This window comes from Bradyrhizobium sp. USDA 4506 (assembly GCF_054058795.1).
Genome location: NZ_JBSSBM010000002.1, coordinates 3,312,024 through 3,325,599, shown reverse-complemented (window position 1 = coordinate 3,325,599; position 13,576 = coordinate 3,312,024). Strand labels below are relative to the sequence as shown.

Here is a 13,576-nt window from a genome sequence, read left to right as displayed (position 1 = left end):
GATATGAATGGCCGCACCTTGTGGCTTCTCGGCGCCGGCCTGCTGTGCATGGCCGGCGCCGTTGCGGCCGTCGAGACGCAGGGACTTCCGGGGACCAATCCGAACCCGGTGCAGCTCAGGCGTCCGCCTGTTGCTCCGCTGTCCGCCATGGCGCAGCTCGGCCAGAAGATTTTTTTCGACGCGTCGCTGTCCTCGTCGGGCGCATTGTCATGCGCGTCCTGTCACAGTCCGGACCACGCCTACGGGCCACCCAATGATGGGCCGGTGATGCTCGGCGGGCCCGCGCAATCCCGGCAAGGGACACGCGCCGTGCCGGGCCTGACCTATCTCGAGCGGCAGCCGAATTTCAGCATCGGGCCGGAAAAGGACGAAGACGACAATGTCGTCGACTTCGCGCAACTGGCCGCGCTCGGCCAGCAGGCTCCGCGCGCCAAGAAGGTCGCGACCGGGACTGCCGCGTCGGCGGTCAACATCGTGCCGCAGGGCGGACTGTTCTGGGACGGCCGCGCCGATACGCTGCAGGACCAGGCGATCTTCCCGCTGCTCGATCCCAACGAGATGGACGGCGGCAGCATCGAAATCGTGGCGCAGAAGCTGCGCCAGGCGAGCTACGCGCCGCGCTTCGCCGAGCTGTTCGGCGCCGGTGTCTTCGACAATACGCGGCTGCTGGTCGCGGAGGCGATGTTTGCCGTCGCGCGCTATCAGGTGGAGGAGCCGAGCTTCCATCCCTACACCAGCAAGTTCGACTACTGGCTGGAGGGCAGGGCGCGATTGAACGAGAGCGAATTGCGCGGCCTGCAATTGTTCAATGATCCGGACAAGGCCAATTGCGGCGGCTGCCATACGTCGCAGCCGACCCGGGACGATCTGCCGCCGCTGTTCACCGATCACCAATATGAGGCGCTCGGTGCGCCGCGCAACGCCGCGCTCGCCGGCAACCGCGATCCCGATCATTTCGATCTCGGGGTCTGCGGTCCGTACCGCACCGACATTGCCGAGCAGACGCAATATTGCGGGATGTTTCTGACGCCGACCTTGCGCAACACGGCAACGCGTCGCGTGTTCTTCCACAACGGTGTCTTCACGAGCCTCGAGCAGGTGCTCGACTTCTATAACTTCCGCGATACCAATCCGGAGAAGGTCTTTCCGCGCAGCGCCGACGGCACGGTGCGCAAGTACGATGACCTGCCGGAGAAATATCACGGCAATGTCGACGTCAGCGATCCGCCGTTCGAGCGCCATCTCGGCGACACGCCCGCGATGACGGCGCAGGACGAGGCCGACATTGTCGCCTTCCTGAAGACGTTGACCGACGGCTACCAGCCGGAGCGGTGAACGTTCCATCGCGGAACCGAACTGCGAGTTGGCAGGGCCTCGTCATGCGCGCATAATGAGCGCATGAATGTCGTCGAAGGCAACGGTGCCAGGATCCCGGCAATCGGGCTCGGCACATGGGAGCTGCGCGGGCGGACCTGCGCCCGCATCGTCGAGCAGGCGTTGCGGCTCGGCTATCGCCACATCGACACCGCCCAGATCTATGACAATGAGCGCGAAGTCGGCGAGGGGCTGCGTGCCTCCGGCATCAAGCGCGACGACGTGTTCGTCACCACCAAGGTCTGGACCACGCATTTCATGGCGAAGGATCTCGAACGGTCGGCGAAGGAGAGCCTGGCGCGGCTGCGCCTAACCGAGGTCGATCTGTTGTTGCTGCACTGGCCCAATGCACAGGTGCCGCTTGCCGAGACGCTCGGCGCGCTGGCGCGGGTCAGGCAGGCGGGCCTGGCGCGGCATATCGGTGTCTCGAATTTCAACGTGGCGCTGATCGAGGAGGCGGTGGCGGCATGTCCCGAGCCGCTGGCGTGCGACCAGGTCGAGTACCATCCCTATCTCGACCAGGCCAATGTGATCGAGGCCTGTCGACGCCACGGCATGGCGTTCGTTGCCTACAGCCCGATCGCGAAGGGACGGGTCAAGGGCGACCGCGCGCTGGCGCGGATCGGCGACCGCTATCGCAAGACCGCTGCCCAGGTCAGCCTGCGCTGGCTGGTGCAGCAGAATGTCTCCGCGATCCCGCGTACCTCGAAGCTCGAACGTCTTCAGGAGAACATCGACATCTTCGATTTCGAACTGTCGGTTGACGACATGCGCGAGATCTCGGCGATCGGGAGCGCTGACGCGCGATGATGAGCCCCGCGATGCATGGGTCTTTGCCTGAGCATCAAGTCTTGGAAAGCATCAAGTTTTGGAAAAATGGCTGGGTCCTGATCCGGATCATGCTAATGCCCCGCTGGCCGATTGCGGCTTTGGACCGAATGGGGATTGAGGCAGGCGGGTTCCGGCCGGTATTGTAGCCCGGCGGGGAGAGACGTCACTGATGTGATCGAGTGGGATGAAGTTTCGGCCAAACGCGGATCTGATGGCGTCGGTGTTCGTGCACCTGATGCTGCTCGCGCTGATTTTCCTTTATTCGGAGGTCCATCAATTCGATCCCGTTGCCGCTGACACGGTGCCGGTCGAGATCGTGACGCCGCAGGAGGTCGCCAAGTCCGAGGTCGAGACCAAGCCCGAACCGGCACCGAGCCCGTCGCCGACGCCCGAGTTGCAGTTGCCGTCGCTCGATAAGCCGGTGGATTCGGCCAAGCCCGAACCATCGGCGCAGGCGCCCGCGCCGCAGAAGCAGCAGGCCGCGCCGCAGCCGCCGGAGAAGCAGGCGACGCCGCCGGCGCCCAAGCCCAGCCCGGCACCGCAACGTGCCGCGGCCGAGCCGCCGCCCACGCCGGCACAGCAAACGCCACCGATGCCCCAGCCAGCGGCGCAGCAACAGGCGGCAGCGTCGCCGCCTGCCTATGCGCAGCCCGAGCCTGATCTTTCGGTCAAATACAACGTCATGCTCGGCCTGCCGCCCGATATCTCCGTGAAACCGCCAGCCAGCGCGCCGTCCGGCCCCGGACCCGGCAAGGACAATTTCGACGCGGCCGCCACCGAGCAGGCCGATGTCGGCTCGAGCGTGGTTGCCGAATTCCGCCGTCACCTGAAGACCTGCCTGAAGCTCCCGCCGACGCTGAGCGCGGGCGACGACGTGAAGATCAAGCTCAGGGTGTTCATGAAGCCTGACGGCAAGCTCGCCGCGTCACCCTTGCTGATCGAAGCCACCGCCTCGGAAAAGGGGCCGCTGTTGCTGAAGAGCGCGACCGATGCGCTGCAGGCCTGCCAGCCCTATGCGATGCTGCCGCGGGATCGCTATGGCGAATGGAAGGTGCTCGACCTCGATTTCAGCCCGCGCGATTTCGCGTCGTAGACCAGGGACGAGCGGCGCACTCGGCCTCGCCCCGCGTGCGGGGAGAGGCCGGATTGCATCGCCAGATGCAATCCGGGTGAGGGGGAGTCTCCGCGAACGCGTCTCTCTCCGTCGATGCGGAAACAGCCCCTCACCCCAACCCTCTCCCCGTAAGAACGGGGAGAGGGAGCGCAGCACGGCCTCGACCGTCGCGTCAGCTTCCCATCGCCTGCCAGGCATTCGAGGCGAACTGCCGGCGCCAGATCACGATCACGACGGCGGCTGTCGTGACGAACAGCACCCAGGGGCTGACGAACCAGCCGAGATAACCGAGGGCGAAGAAAAACGCGCGCTGGCCGCGGTTGAAGTGCCGGCCCGCCGTCTCGAACAGCCGCGTGGTGCGGATCACATGGGCCTCGGCCTCCGGCGTATCGCGCTGGTCGGCCGGCGGCATCGCGCCGAACAGGATCGCCACATAGTTGAACAGGCGATAGGCCCAGGCGAATTTGAAGAAGGTGTAGATGAAGATCAGGATCAGCCCGATGCACTTGACCTCCCACAAAGCGGGCGAGGGCGTGAGGTTGACCGGCAGCGCGCCGAGCACGGCGAGCGCGTCATTGGTGGCACGCAAGAGCGCCAGCCCGCCGCCGATGGCGATCAGGCTGGTGGAGGCAAAGAACGCGGTGCCGTTCTGCAGGCTCGCCATGATCTGCATGTCGACCATCCGTGCGTCGCGGTTGAGCAGATTCCGCACCCAGATCTCGCGATAGACGTGCATCCGCGCCGACAGGCTGTCGCGTCCATACGCGGTGTGCTCCAGCGTGATGGCGTAGACCAGCCATTCCAGCGCAAAGAAGCCGACGGCCAGGATGTCGGTCCAATAGCCGGTCATGTTGCCTTCCTTCGTGAGCGCGCGGCTGACTGTCCGCGCCGGGCCGCATCCGCGTCATGTACAGGTTGAACGCGTGCAATGCACTATGGCAAACTACCGAGGCAACAGGATTCCCGGACATGCTCAAGCTCGTCATCGGCAACAAGAACTATTCGTCATGGTCGATGCGGCCCTGGCTGGCGTTGCGCGCCAACAACATCCCGTTCGAAGAGGTCTTCATTCCGCTCTACACGGACCAGGTCGACAAGGACCGCATCCTATCTTTCAGCAAGGCCGGCAAGGTGCCGACGCTGATCGATGGCGACGTCACGGTGTGGGATTCGCTGGCGATCATCGAATATCTCGCCGAGAGATTTCCCGAGGCGAAGCTCTGGCCTGCGGATCGCGCCGCGCGCGCGCATGCCCGCGCGATCTCGGCGGAGATGCATTCCGGCTTCATGCCGCTGCGCAACGAATGCGGCATGAACCTGCACCGGCCGATCCGCGCCGTTGCGCTCTCCGATGATGCGCGCGCCAACGTGGCGCGGATCCAGGAGATCTGGGCCGAGTGCCATGCGCGCTACGGCAAGCGGGGTCCGTTCCTGTTCGGCGCATTCTCCGCGGCCGATGCGATGTACGCGCCCGTGGTGCATCGCTTCCGCACCTACGCGATCCCGGTGAAGGCCGAAGTGCAGCACTATGTCGATGCCATGATGCAGCTTCCGGCGTTCCAGGAATGGACCCGCGACGGCGTTGCCGAGACGCTGCGGATCGCCCGATTCGAGGATGTCTGACGGTTGCTGCGCTTCCGAATTGTGACAGCGGTCGCAAAGATCGCGGCTTGACGCCGCGGGGCCGAAGGCGTCGAATCCCGGAAGGCTGGTTTTGCAAGTCGTGAAAGGACTTAGACCATGGGCATTCTCGATTCCCTGGAGAATTCGCCGGAGCTGAAAGGCATGCTTGGCCAGCTTGGCGCGGCGGTGATCCCCGTCGTGCTCGGCGAGGTCCTGGGCAATGGCGGGCAGGGCGGCTTGTCCGCGATCGTCGCCAAGCTCGAGCAGGCCGGGCTCGGCGAGCAGGTCAAATCCTGGATCGGTACCGGTAAGAACCTGCCGATCACCGCTGAGCAGCTCCAGCAGGTGCTCGGCAGCGACACGGTCAAGCAGCTCGCCGCCAGGTTCAACATTCCGGTGGACCAGCTGTCCAAGGTGCTCGCCCAACAACTTCCGGCTGCGGTCGACGGCGCGAGCCCGGGCGGCAAGCTGCCGCAGACCGCTTGAGCCGGTGGAATCAGGGTTCCAACCGGGCTCGGTGGGCAATTTCCGGCTGGCACGCAAATTGCTGCCTATCGCCCTGAAAAACCTGCAAAATCGCACCTTCGCTATGCCCCAATCTTGCTGGATTTGGGGAGGTGCGATGTGCTAGCTTGCCGCAGGGTTCTCAAAATGCCGGCCTGAGCTATCGGGACTGTCAGCTCAGCCAGCAATCTCTAAGAAAATGGAGAGGGCGTTGAAGCATAAGTACTCGATTGGCGAGACCGTCTATTTCACGGCCAGCAACGTGGCGCGCCCCGCCGCGAGCGGCACCTATCAAGTGATCCGTCTGCTGCCGACCGACGGTGATGATTGCCAATATCGCATCAAGAGCTCGACCGAAGCTTTCGAACGGGTGGCCAAGGAGAGTCAGCTCGCGCTGTCCTGAAGGAGTTGTGCGCAAGCCGGAGGCTGGAGCGGGTTCCGCGCCGCCGCCGTCAAAAGGCCCTGTTCGCAGAACCATTGTGCTGAAGGTTGGACGTCGGGGTGGCGGCGTTCGCCGTCGCCGATTGTGCTTACGCTGCGTTGAGGGACATCGCGCATGAACTGGGCTTCCTCGCTGGATCAGATCTGGCGCTCACCGACCTTCCCGATGTGGCTGACGCTGGCCGCTGCGGGGTTCTTTGGGATCGTCGTTCTGGTCACGCTGCTGCGTGCGGAAAAATCCGTCGCCAACGGCGCGCTGACCGTGATCACGCTGCTGTCGATCGCGGTTGCGGTCGCCGCGACGATCCGTGGCTTCGGCCCGGGCGGGCAGGCGGCGCCGGCCGAGACACGGACGGCGCAACTGGCCAGCCAGACGGTGCCGGCGCTGGCCTGCGTCGACGACCTCGCCGGAGACGCCGTTCTCAACGCCTGCGAGAAGGTGCTGTTCGGTTCATCGGATACGGCCGCGGCGGCGGTCAGCTACGCGGCGGCGCAGGTCTCGCGCCTGACCGCGCTGGGCGACCTCGCGACCGCCGAGCGCAATTCGACCACCGAGTTGCAGGCGCTGCGCCGCGCCATCGAGCATGACCGCTACGGCCTGGTCGCCTATGCGCTGATGGCGCGCGACCACTGCACGCCGACCGCGTGCCCCGCGTTCCGCTCGCTCGGCGACAACCATCAGATCATCGCCAACATGAACGAGCGGACCTACGAGAACCTGATCACGCGCTACGCAGGGTCGTGGAACGCGCCGGCCGGCGCCCAGGCATCGGCTGCCTCCGGCCTGGTCGCGGCGCTGCCGCAGTCGTTGCCCACCGGCAAGCCGACCAATGCGGAGTTTCCGAGCTCAGCGAACACGCCGCCGGTCAGCATCATGACGCCCGAGCCGGCAAAGCCGGCCGCCGCCGCACCAGCGCCGGCCGCGCGCGCCGCCGCGCCGCCCGCCGCAGCCCCGAAGCGTCCGCCGGCGGCGAAGCGCCCGGTCCAGATCGCGCCGGCCCCGGCCGCGCCGGCGTCGCCTCCTGCCGCCGCCAGCGCACCGGCGGCTGCGAACGAGCAATGAGCGTGATGACGGCGGCTTGAGCCGCCGTCGTTGCGCTGTTCCGGCTTCGTTTGGCTCGAAAAGCGCTCTAGTCCCGATATCCACCGCCGCGGAGAGCGCTCCCTTTTCAAAGCGCTCGCCGGCCGCTACATCCGGCGCATGCCGCTTCATCTCATCAAGCTCGCCGTCGGTTGCGACTCCGTCAAGGAACTCAAGGGCTGGGTTGCCGAACGGATGGCGACCGCGAAGAAAAAGGGCCTGCCGCTCCGTCACGTCCACATCACGCGGATGACGCCGAAGCGCGAGGAGGAGATCCTTGCCGGCGGCTCGCTCTATTGGGTGATCCGCGGCGAGATCGCCGCGCGCGAGAAGATCATCGCCATCGAGCCGTTCCGCGACAAGGACGGCATCGGACGCTGCCGGCTGGTGATGCAGCCCAAGGTGATCGCGGTCTCGCCGCGGCCGATGCGGCCGTTCCAGGGCTGGCGCTACCTGACCGCAGACTCCGCGCCGGCCGATCTCACCAAGTCGAGCGCCGCCAGCGTGGCATCGATGCCCGAGCCGATGCGCCGCGAGTTGCGCGACCTCGGCTTGCTGTAAGCAATCGGGTTGCTCTGAGCAATCGAACGGCAGTGATCCGGGATCACTGGGTCACGAGATGCAGCCGAGCCCATTCTGAGGCCGGGACCTCGACATAACGGCCACCCGCCCTGTCGGCGGTGACGTCGAACAGTTCATGGCCGATCCCCATCTCGCTGAGATATCTCCGGAACTGATCGGTGAAGATTGTGGTAAGGCCTTCGCGGTGCTCGGCAGAGACGTTGGGTGCAAGCCGGTCGTAGATCTGCATCCTTGCGGTCAGGATGACGCGGTTGCCGGGCGGCAGGTTACGATGCACGCCGCCCGCAAGCATCAATACACATGCAAGCTCGCAGGGCACACCGGAGAGCTTTTCCTTCGCATCCAGCGGGCCGCCAGGCCGCTTCAGTGCAAAGCATTCCTCCTCGGGTTTTCCGTTGCATGCCTCGACCTCGGTTGCCGCCACCGCCGCATCGATGCCGCGACCGCGCAGGATGCGACCGAGGCTGGCAGCGACGGTGAGGTCGGAGCCCGGTTTGACATTGATCACCACCGGCAGCTTGCGTCCGTTCTGCCGGTCGAGGATCGCTAGCAGGCGCTTGTAGGTGTCCCATTGCACCGCGCCTTCGGCCGCGATCCAGTCCGAGCAGCCGGGGCCGCAGGCATCAGGCGCACCATGCGCGACGTAGAAGATCATGGCGCCGGGCGCCGAATTGACGCCGCCGACCGGCGGCCGGGTCTGTGCCTGCGCCCCAGCCGCGGCCAGCAGCGCGATGCCAAGAACAATGCCTTGCCTGAAGTAATGGTTCATTCCGATCGCCCTTGAAAGGCGCGATCATCCATGCGTCGCGAGCGTGGCGCAAGCACCCGGCCGCACAGATGAGGCCGAGCCCTCATTACAGGCTCGCATCCTCTCTGCGCATGAACCGTTTCACACTTTTCCGGTCCGGTCTCAGACCGCGATATTGTCGATCAGGCGCGTGCTGCCGAGCTTTGCCGCCACCAGCATCCGCATCGGGCCGTCCTTCAGCGAGCCGATCGGCGCCAGGGAGGCGGCGTGGCGCACTTCGAGATAATCGAGCACGAAGCCGGCCCTGGTGATCGCCGCGGCGCCGTCAGCCATTGCGGTCGCGGTATCCTCGCCGGCGCGCAGGCGGCCGGCCGTTTGCTTCATCACCCGGTGAAGCTCAGGGGCGGCGCGCCGTTCCTCCGGCGAGAGGTAGACGTTGCGTGACGACATCGCGAGACCGTCGCGCTCGCGCACCGTTTTGGATCCGATCACCTTGACCCCGAGGTCGAGGTCCGCGGCCATCTGAGTGACGACCCGGAGCTGCTGAAAGTCCTTCTCGCCAAAGATCGCGACGTCGGGCCGGACCTGGGTGAACAGCTTGCCGACCACGGTGGCGACGCCGCCGAAGAAATGCGGCCGGAAGCGATCCTCGAGCCCGGCGGTGGCCGGCCCCTCCGGCACGATCCTGGTGGCGAAGCCGTCCGGGTACATCGCCTTCACCTCGGGATGCCAGATCAGGTCGACGCCCTCGGCGGCGAGCTTGGCGACGTCGGCTTTCCAGGTGCGCGGATAGGAGCCGAAATCTTCGGTCGGCGCGAACTGGGTCGGGTTGACGAAGATCGAGACGACGACCCGCTTGGCGCGGCGCTTGGCGAGCCGCACCAGCGACACATGGCCGTCATGGAGCGCTCCCATGGTTGGGACCAGCGCGACGGTTGCCTTCTTGGCGCGCAGCGTGTCGACGGCGCGACGAAGGGCGGGGACGGTACGGACGACGGTGGGATTTCTCGGCATCTGGTCTCGGCTCGTGGGGCAATCCGGGTGGGAACGAATCTGGGCGGGACGGGTTGGCGTTCGGCAGGTCACGCAGCTTACCAAGTCCGAACCACGATCGGCAAACCGGCCGATAAGCCTTACACGATCTCGAACGTGCGCGGATCAAAGCCGCCGATCGACGCAGCAGTCTTGCTTGATCGATTCATCAGCACGGCCGCAATCGATTTCCTGTCGCAGCGATGCATTTCACTTGACCGCAGCGGCGCTCGCTTTGAAGATCATTGCGGGGATTTGAATCATGTTGGTGCAGGCTCGTCAGGGTCAATCCGGCTCCGCACATGTCATCGTGCTGGGCAACGAGAAGGGTGGATCGGGAAAGTCGACCACCGCCCTGCATATCGCCGTCGCGCTGCTGAAGGCCGGGCAACGCGTCGCCAGCATCGATCTCGACTGCCGCCAGCAGAGCTTCACCCGCTACATCAGCAATCGCCAGGCCTGGGCGCGACGCACCGGGCTCGACCTCGAGCTCCCGGCACACCACTGCATCAAGTACGGCGAGACGATGCAGATCGAGGAGAACGAGAACGCGGAATTCCAGCAGTTCATGGCCGCTGTGAGCGCGGTGGAACGCGCCTGCGATTTCATCGTCATCGATACCCCGGGCGCGGACAGCTACCTGATGCGGCTCGCGCATTCGATGGCCGACACTTTGGTGACCCCGATCAACGACAGCTTCCTCGATTTCGACGTGCTCGGCACCGTCGATCCCGCGACCTATGCGGTGACCGGCGAGAGCCATTATGCGGAGATGGTGCGCGACACCAGACGCAAGCGCCGCCAGCTCGATGGCGCCTCGACCGACTGGATCGTGGTGCGCAACCGGCTCTCGATGCTCGGCTCGCGCAACAAGCAGCTGGTGGCCGACGGCTTGAAACAGCTCTCGCTGCGGCTCGGGTTCCGTGCGGTCGACGGCTTTGCCGAGCGGGTGGTCTATCGCGAATTCTTCCCGCGCGGGCTGACGGCGCTCGACGACATCGACGAGGCGACGCTCGGCACCCGCCCGAGCCTCGGTCACGTCACCGCCCGCGAGGAGGTGATGAGCCTGCTGCGCCAGCTCAAGCTGCCGCTCGACGAGCGCGGCCGCCGCAGGGCCGCCAACCGGGCCGAATGGTTCAGCCAGGTCGACAAGCCGCTGGAAGTCGACGACATCATCGGCAGCTAGACCGCCGGGCACTCCTTCTGGCAGGTTCCAGGGCGTCGGGCGTCCAGGAAGTGACTATCGTCACTTCCTGGCCCGTCCAGAAGTACGGTAGTCTTGCGGGGTTTTCGGCCACTCCGTCGCCAATATGCCGGAACAAAGCTGGCCAGATCCGGTTTTCCCAAGCCAGCCGCGTTTCCGCTCCCCGTCGGTTGGTCTTGAGGTATTATCGTGCCGCAGAGCCATGGCGCCAGAAGCGAATGCACAAAGGTTGTGTGCACCGCACAATGAACGTGCTGCGAAGTCCCAACTTTTAGACTTCCTGTCACAGCGCTGTGACATATATTCTCAAAAGGAGGCCGAAGAGTCTCCGGCCAAGAATAGCCCTGAAAAGGCGGGCACCTCGAGGACGTCATGAAGCGTGGAATTCTCGTTCTGCTTTCTCTCTCCGTGGTGATCACGGCGGCCTATTTCACCGCGAGCAAGTGGGCGATCCGTCACGAAACTCTCATGTTCAAGGACCCGACGCGCGATGAGCGGCCGGTCGCGGTCGACGTTGCCGTGCGCTTCGACAAGGAGATGCAGGCCGACGCTGGCATGATCACGCTGCCGGTTGCGATCCTCAATCATGGCAATACCGTCAAATTCACCGAATATTCCTTCCTCGCGAACGTGTTCGCGGCGCGCGGCTATCTGACCATCAGCATTCAGAACGACCTGCCGTCGGACGGACCGATGGTGACCAAGGTCGGTGAGCTCTATGTCGGCCGCCTGCCGCAGTACCAGCGCGGCATCACCAACATCAAGTTCGCGATCGAGGAGATGAAGAAGCGCCAGCCGAACGCGGACTACAGCAAGCTGACGATGGTCGGCCATTCCAATGGCGGCGACATCGCGATGTATTTCGCCAAGCAGTATCCGGACGAGATCAAGAAGGTGGTGACGCTGGACAATCTGCGCGTGCCGTTCATGACCGACGGCAAGTTCAAGATCCTGTCATTCCGTTCGCATGACTCGCAGTTCAAGCCGGATCCGGGTGTCGTTCCCGATGCCGACGAATGCGAGAAGGCCGGCATCACCGTGGTGAACACCAACTTCCAGCACAACGACATGCGTGACACCGGGCCCGAGAAGGCCAAGGACTCGATCCAGGCCATGCTCGATAAATTCCTCGCCGACACCGACAGCGCTGTCGCGCCGGTCGACACCAGGAATGCGCCGCCGAAGATTCTGGAGCCCGGTCCCGTCTCGCTCTACGTGCCGGTCGAGAAACCTCAGACCTTGACCGATAAGCTCAAGAAGTCGCTCTCGCTGACCAAGACCGAGACGAAGAAGGATCCGTCGGTCACGAATTGACCGGGCGGCCCGCGATCGAGGCTCGCCGGTCAAGTTGACCAATCCACTGCCGCGGCCCACATAGTGTTTGCTGTACGAGGCAAGCGCTGATGGCCGGCAAGACGATCAAACCGACATCCGGAAGCGATGTACGCCCGGCCCATGCGCCTGGCGTGCCGGCATCCAGCGCGAACGACATCGCGGCATTCGTCGCCAAGGCGCGGGCGATGTCGCCGCATCGCGCCGGCGCCCACGGCAGGCTGGTGTTCGCGCTCGACGCCACGATGAGCCGGCAGCCGACATGGGACATGGCGTGCGCGCTGCAGGCGGACATGTTCCGCGAGGCCGGCGCGCTCGGCAGTCTCGATATCCGCCTCGTCTATTATCGCGGCTTCAATGAATGCCGTGCGTCGGGCTGGATCTCCGACAGCGCGCAGCTCGCGCGGCTGATGAGCAAGATCGATTGCCAGGGCGGCAACACCCAGATCGGCAAGGTGCTGTCCGAGACGCGTCGCGAAGCGGTCGAGGCAGGGGTGCGCGCCTTGGTGTTCGTCGGCGACGCGATGGAGGAGAGCGCCGACGATCTCTGCGCCAAAGCCGGTGAGCTCGGCCTGCTCAAGGTGCCGGTCTTCATGTTCCAGGAGGGCAGGGATGCGACCGCCGAGCAAACGTTTCGCGAGATCGCGCGACTGACCGGCGGCGCCTGGTGCAGGTTCGATCCCGGCGCGGCCGCCCAGCTCCGCGAATTGCTGCGTGCCGCCGCAGCCTATGCCGCCGGCGGCCGCGAGGCGCTGCTGCAACTGGCGAAGACGACGAGCGGCGCGGCGAAGCTGATCGGCCAGATGAAATAGCGCCGCGTCGCGTCAGGCTCCGCCTGATGCCGGTGAGACGAAGCTTCGCATGCTTTTTGCCGCCGGGCCGCCTATATTCCCGACATGCCAACGCTGATCGCCGGCGTCATCGCCGTTGTCGTCCTTTATTCCGCGCTGCAGATGTTCCGTGCGGCCAATCCCGCCGTGCTTGCGCGCGCGATCAAGATCGGCGGCGGGGTGCTCGCGCTGGCGGTCGCGGCCTTTACCGGCGTGCGGGGCGAACTGGCGGTGGCAATTCCGCTCGGCATTTTCGGCGCCGGACTGCTCGGCTGGTCGCCGTTCGGAAGCACCGGATTTCCCAATCTCGGCGGTATGTTCGGCGGTTCGCGCAGCCAGGGACAAAGCTCGCGGGTGCGCTCGCAATATCTCGATATGACCCTCGATCACGGCAGCGGCGTGCTCAGGGGCCAGATCGTGGCCGGACCGCAGGCCGGCCGCATGCTCGATGAGTTCGACCTGTCGCAGCTATTGGCGATGGTCCCGAGCTTCGACGCCGAGAGCGTCGCGCTACTTGAAAGCTATCTGGACCGCCGCTTTCCCGCCTGGCGTCAGGACGCACAGGGCGACCGGGCACGGGGGCAGGGCCGTGCGGCGTCGGGCGGCAAAATGACGAACGAGGAGGCCTATCAGATCCTTGGCCTGCAGCCGGGAGCGACGCGCGACGACATCAGCCGGGCTCACCGTACCCTGATGAAGAAACTCCATCCCGACCAGGGGGGCTCGACGTACCTCGCGGCCCGTGTGAACGAGGCCAAGGACACTCTGCTTCGCACGCATCTCTAACTCCGGCTACGCTACCAACGCCACAGCCGAGAGCTGCCTTCCGTTTCTGATTGATGCCCCGTTGGCCCGCCGCTGTCCGGCGTGGCCGATCGCT

15 protein-coding genes are annotated in these 13,576 nt (G+C 65.2%); 12 read left to right on the top strand and 3 right to left on the bottom strand.

Annotated features, from left to right (window positions below):
- The first annotated feature begins 3 nt into the window (after positions 1–3).
- The 3 genes from ACVIHF_RS17885 (at position 4) to ACVIHF_RS17875 (ending at position 3,298) form a co-directional block, all read left to right on the top strand.
- Positions 4–1,335 carry a cytochrome-c peroxidase gene (locus ACVIHF_RS17885; protein ID WP_253608325.1) on the top strand — a complete coding sequence of 444 codons (1,332 nt, stop codon included), beginning with the start codon at positions 4–6 and terminating at the stop codon, positions 1,333–1,335.
- Between the two features lie 63 nt (positions 1,336–1,398).
- Positions 1,399–2,184: an aldo/keto reductase gene (locus ACVIHF_RS17880; protein ID WP_310880562.1), complete on the top strand. Its 786-nt coding sequence runs from the start codon at positions 1,399–1,401 to the stop codon at positions 2,182–2,184.
- A 205-nt stretch (positions 2,185–2,389) separates the two neighbouring features.
- Positions 2,390–3,298 carry a hypothetical protein gene (locus tag ACVIHF_RS17875; RefSeq protein ID WP_253608327.1) on the top strand — a complete coding sequence of 303 codons (909 nt, stop codon included), beginning with the start codon at positions 2,390–2,392 and terminating at the stop codon, positions 3,296–3,298.
- A 193-nt stretch (positions 3,299–3,491) separates the two neighbouring features.
- On the opposite strand, the gene ACVIHF_RS17870 is transcribed toward ACVIHF_RS17875, so the two are convergent.
- Positions 3,492–4,169 (bottom strand): DUF599 domain-containing protein, encoded by a 678-nt coding sequence (locus tag ACVIHF_RS17870; RefSeq protein WP_076834541.1) that lies wholly within the window; start codon positions 4,167–4,169, stop codon positions 3,492–3,494.
- A gap of 119 nt (positions 4,170–4,288) precedes the next feature.
- On the opposite strand from ACVIHF_RS17870, the gene ACVIHF_RS17865 reads away from it, so the two are divergent.
- The 5 genes from ACVIHF_RS17865 (at position 4,289) to ACVIHF_RS17845 (ending at position 7,529) form a co-directional block, all read left to right on the top strand.
- A complete protein-coding gene (locus tag ACVIHF_RS17865) occupies positions 4,289–4,942 on the top strand; it encodes a glutathione S-transferase family protein (protein WP_253608328.1) in 654 nt (217 codons plus the stop codon).
- A gap of 117 nt (positions 4,943–5,059) precedes the next feature.
- Positions 5,060–5,428: a YidB family protein gene (locus tag ACVIHF_RS17860; RefSeq protein ID WP_253608329.1), complete on the top strand. Its 369-nt coding sequence runs from the start codon at positions 5,060–5,062 to the stop codon at positions 5,426–5,428.
- Between the two features lie 217 nt (positions 5,429–5,645).
- Positions 5,646–5,849 carry a hypothetical protein gene (locus ACVIHF_RS17855; protein ID WP_018272021.1) on the top strand — a complete coding sequence of 68 codons (204 nt, stop codon included), beginning with the start codon at positions 5,646–5,648 and terminating at the stop codon, positions 5,847–5,849.
- Positions 5,850–6,002: 153 nt separating this feature from the next.
- The gene (locus tag ACVIHF_RS17850; protein ID WP_253608330.1) at positions 6,003–6,950 is read left to right on the top strand and encodes a hypothetical protein; all 948 of its coding nucleotides are present in this window, start codon (positions 6,003–6,005) and stop codon (positions 6,948–6,950) included.
- A 138-nt stretch (positions 6,951–7,088) separates the two neighbouring features.
- Positions 7,089–7,529: a DUF1489 family protein gene (locus ACVIHF_RS17845; protein ID WP_028336418.1), complete on the top strand. Its 441-nt coding sequence runs from the start codon at positions 7,089–7,091 to the stop codon at positions 7,527–7,529.
- Positions 7,530–7,572: 43 nt separating this feature from the next.
- Here ACVIHF_RS17845 and ACVIHF_RS17840 read toward each other — a convergent pair whose 3' ends face one another.
- Positions 7,573–8,319, bottom strand: a complete 747-nt coding sequence (locus ACVIHF_RS17840) for a hypothetical protein (protein ID WP_253608331.1) — start codon at positions 8,317–8,319, stop codon at positions 7,573–7,575.
- A 141-nt stretch (positions 8,320–8,460) separates the two neighbouring features.
- On the bottom strand, positions 8,461–9,312 hold the full coding sequence (gene panC / locus ACVIHF_RS17835; protein ID WP_028336416.1) for a pantoate--beta-alanine ligase: 852 nt from the start codon (positions 9,310–9,312) through the stop codon (positions 8,461–8,463).
- A 280-nt stretch (positions 9,313–9,592) separates the two neighbouring features.
- Between panC and ACVIHF_RS17830 the strand changes: the two genes are divergently transcribed.
- The 4 genes from ACVIHF_RS17830 (at position 9,593) to ACVIHF_RS17815 (ending at position 13,482) form a co-directional block, all read left to right on the top strand.
- Positions 9,593–10,516, top strand: a complete 924-nt coding sequence (locus ACVIHF_RS17830; RefSeq protein WP_057020819.1) for a division plane positioning ATPase MipZ — start codon at positions 9,593–9,595, stop codon at positions 10,514–10,516.
- Positions 10,517–10,906: 390 nt separating this feature from the next.
- Positions 10,907–11,848: an alpha/beta hydrolase gene (locus tag ACVIHF_RS17825; RefSeq protein WP_050999547.1), complete on the top strand. Its 942-nt coding sequence runs from the start codon at positions 10,907–10,909 to the stop codon at positions 11,846–11,848.
- An 89-nt stretch (positions 11,849–11,937) separates the two neighbouring features.
- Positions 11,938–12,678 (top strand): vWA domain-containing protein, encoded by a 741-nt coding sequence (locus ACVIHF_RS17820; protein ID WP_253608332.1) that lies wholly within the window; start codon positions 11,938–11,940, stop codon positions 12,676–12,678.
- A gap of 84 nt (positions 12,679–12,762) precedes the next feature.
- On the top strand, positions 12,763–13,482 hold the full coding sequence (locus ACVIHF_RS17815; protein ID WP_076834525.1) for a DnaJ domain-containing protein: 720 nt from the start codon (positions 12,763–12,765) through the stop codon (positions 13,480–13,482).
- The last annotated feature ends 94 nt before the right edge of the window (positions 13,483–13,576 follow it).

Excerpts from the sequence above, each read along its gene's own strand:
- ACVIHF_RS17860 (WP_253608329.1), top strand. The coding sequence starts at position 5,060 with ATGGGCATTCTCGATTCCCTGGAGAATTCGCCGGAGCTGAAAGGCATG.
- ACVIHF_RS17885 (WP_253608325.1), top strand. The coding sequence starts at position 4 with ATGAATGGCCGCACCTTGTGGCTTCTCGGCGCCGGCCTGCTGTGCATG.
- ACVIHF_RS17855 (WP_018272021.1), top strand. The coding sequence starts at position 5,646 with ATGGAGAGGGCGTTGAAGCATAAGTACTCGATTGGCGAGACCGTCTAT.
- ACVIHF_RS17840 (WP_253608331.1), bottom strand. The coding sequence starts at position 8,319 with ATGAACCATTACTTCAGGCAAGGCATTGTTCTTGGCATCGCGCTGCTG.
- ACVIHF_RS17875 (WP_253608327.1), top strand. The coding sequence starts at position 2,390 with ATGAAGTTTCGGCCAAACGCGGATCTGATGGCGTCGGTGTTCGTGCAC.
- ACVIHF_RS17865 (WP_253608328.1), top strand. The coding sequence starts at position 4,289 with ATGCTCAAGCTCGTCATCGGCAACAAGAACTATTCGTCATGGTCGATG.
- ACVIHF_RS17850 (WP_253608330.1), top strand. The coding sequence starts at position 6,003 with ATGAACTGGGCTTCCTCGCTGGATCAGATCTGGCGCTCACCGACCTTC.
- ACVIHF_RS17825 (WP_050999547.1), top strand. The coding sequence starts at position 10,907 with ATGAAGCGTGGAATTCTCGTTCTGCTTTCTCTCTCCGTGGTGATCACG.
- ACVIHF_RS17870 (WP_076834541.1), bottom strand. The coding sequence starts at position 4,169 with ATGACCGGCTATTGGACCGACATCCTGGCCGTCGGCTTCTTTGCGCTG.
- panC (WP_028336416.1), bottom strand. The coding sequence starts at position 9,312 with ATGCCGAGAAATCCCACCGTCGTCCGTACCGTCCCCGCCCTTCGTCGC.
- ACVIHF_RS17830 (WP_057020819.1), top strand. The coding sequence starts at position 9,593 with ATGTTGGTGCAGGCTCGTCAGGGTCAATCCGGCTCCGCACATGTCATC.
- ACVIHF_RS17815 (WP_076834525.1), top strand. The coding sequence starts at position 12,763 with ATGCCAACGCTGATCGCCGGCGTCATCGCCGTTGTCGTCCTTTATTCC.
- ACVIHF_RS17880 (WP_310880562.1), top strand. The coding sequence starts at position 1,399 with ATGAATGTCGTCGAAGGCAACGGTGCCAGGATCCCGGCAATCGGGCTC.
- ACVIHF_RS17820 (WP_253608332.1), top strand. The coding sequence starts at position 11,938 with ATGGCCGGCAAGACGATCAAACCGACATCCGGAAGCGATGTACGCCCG.
- ACVIHF_RS17845 (WP_028336418.1), top strand. The coding sequence starts at position 7,089 with ATGCCGCTTCATCTCATCAAGCTCGCCGTCGGTTGCGACTCCGTCAAG.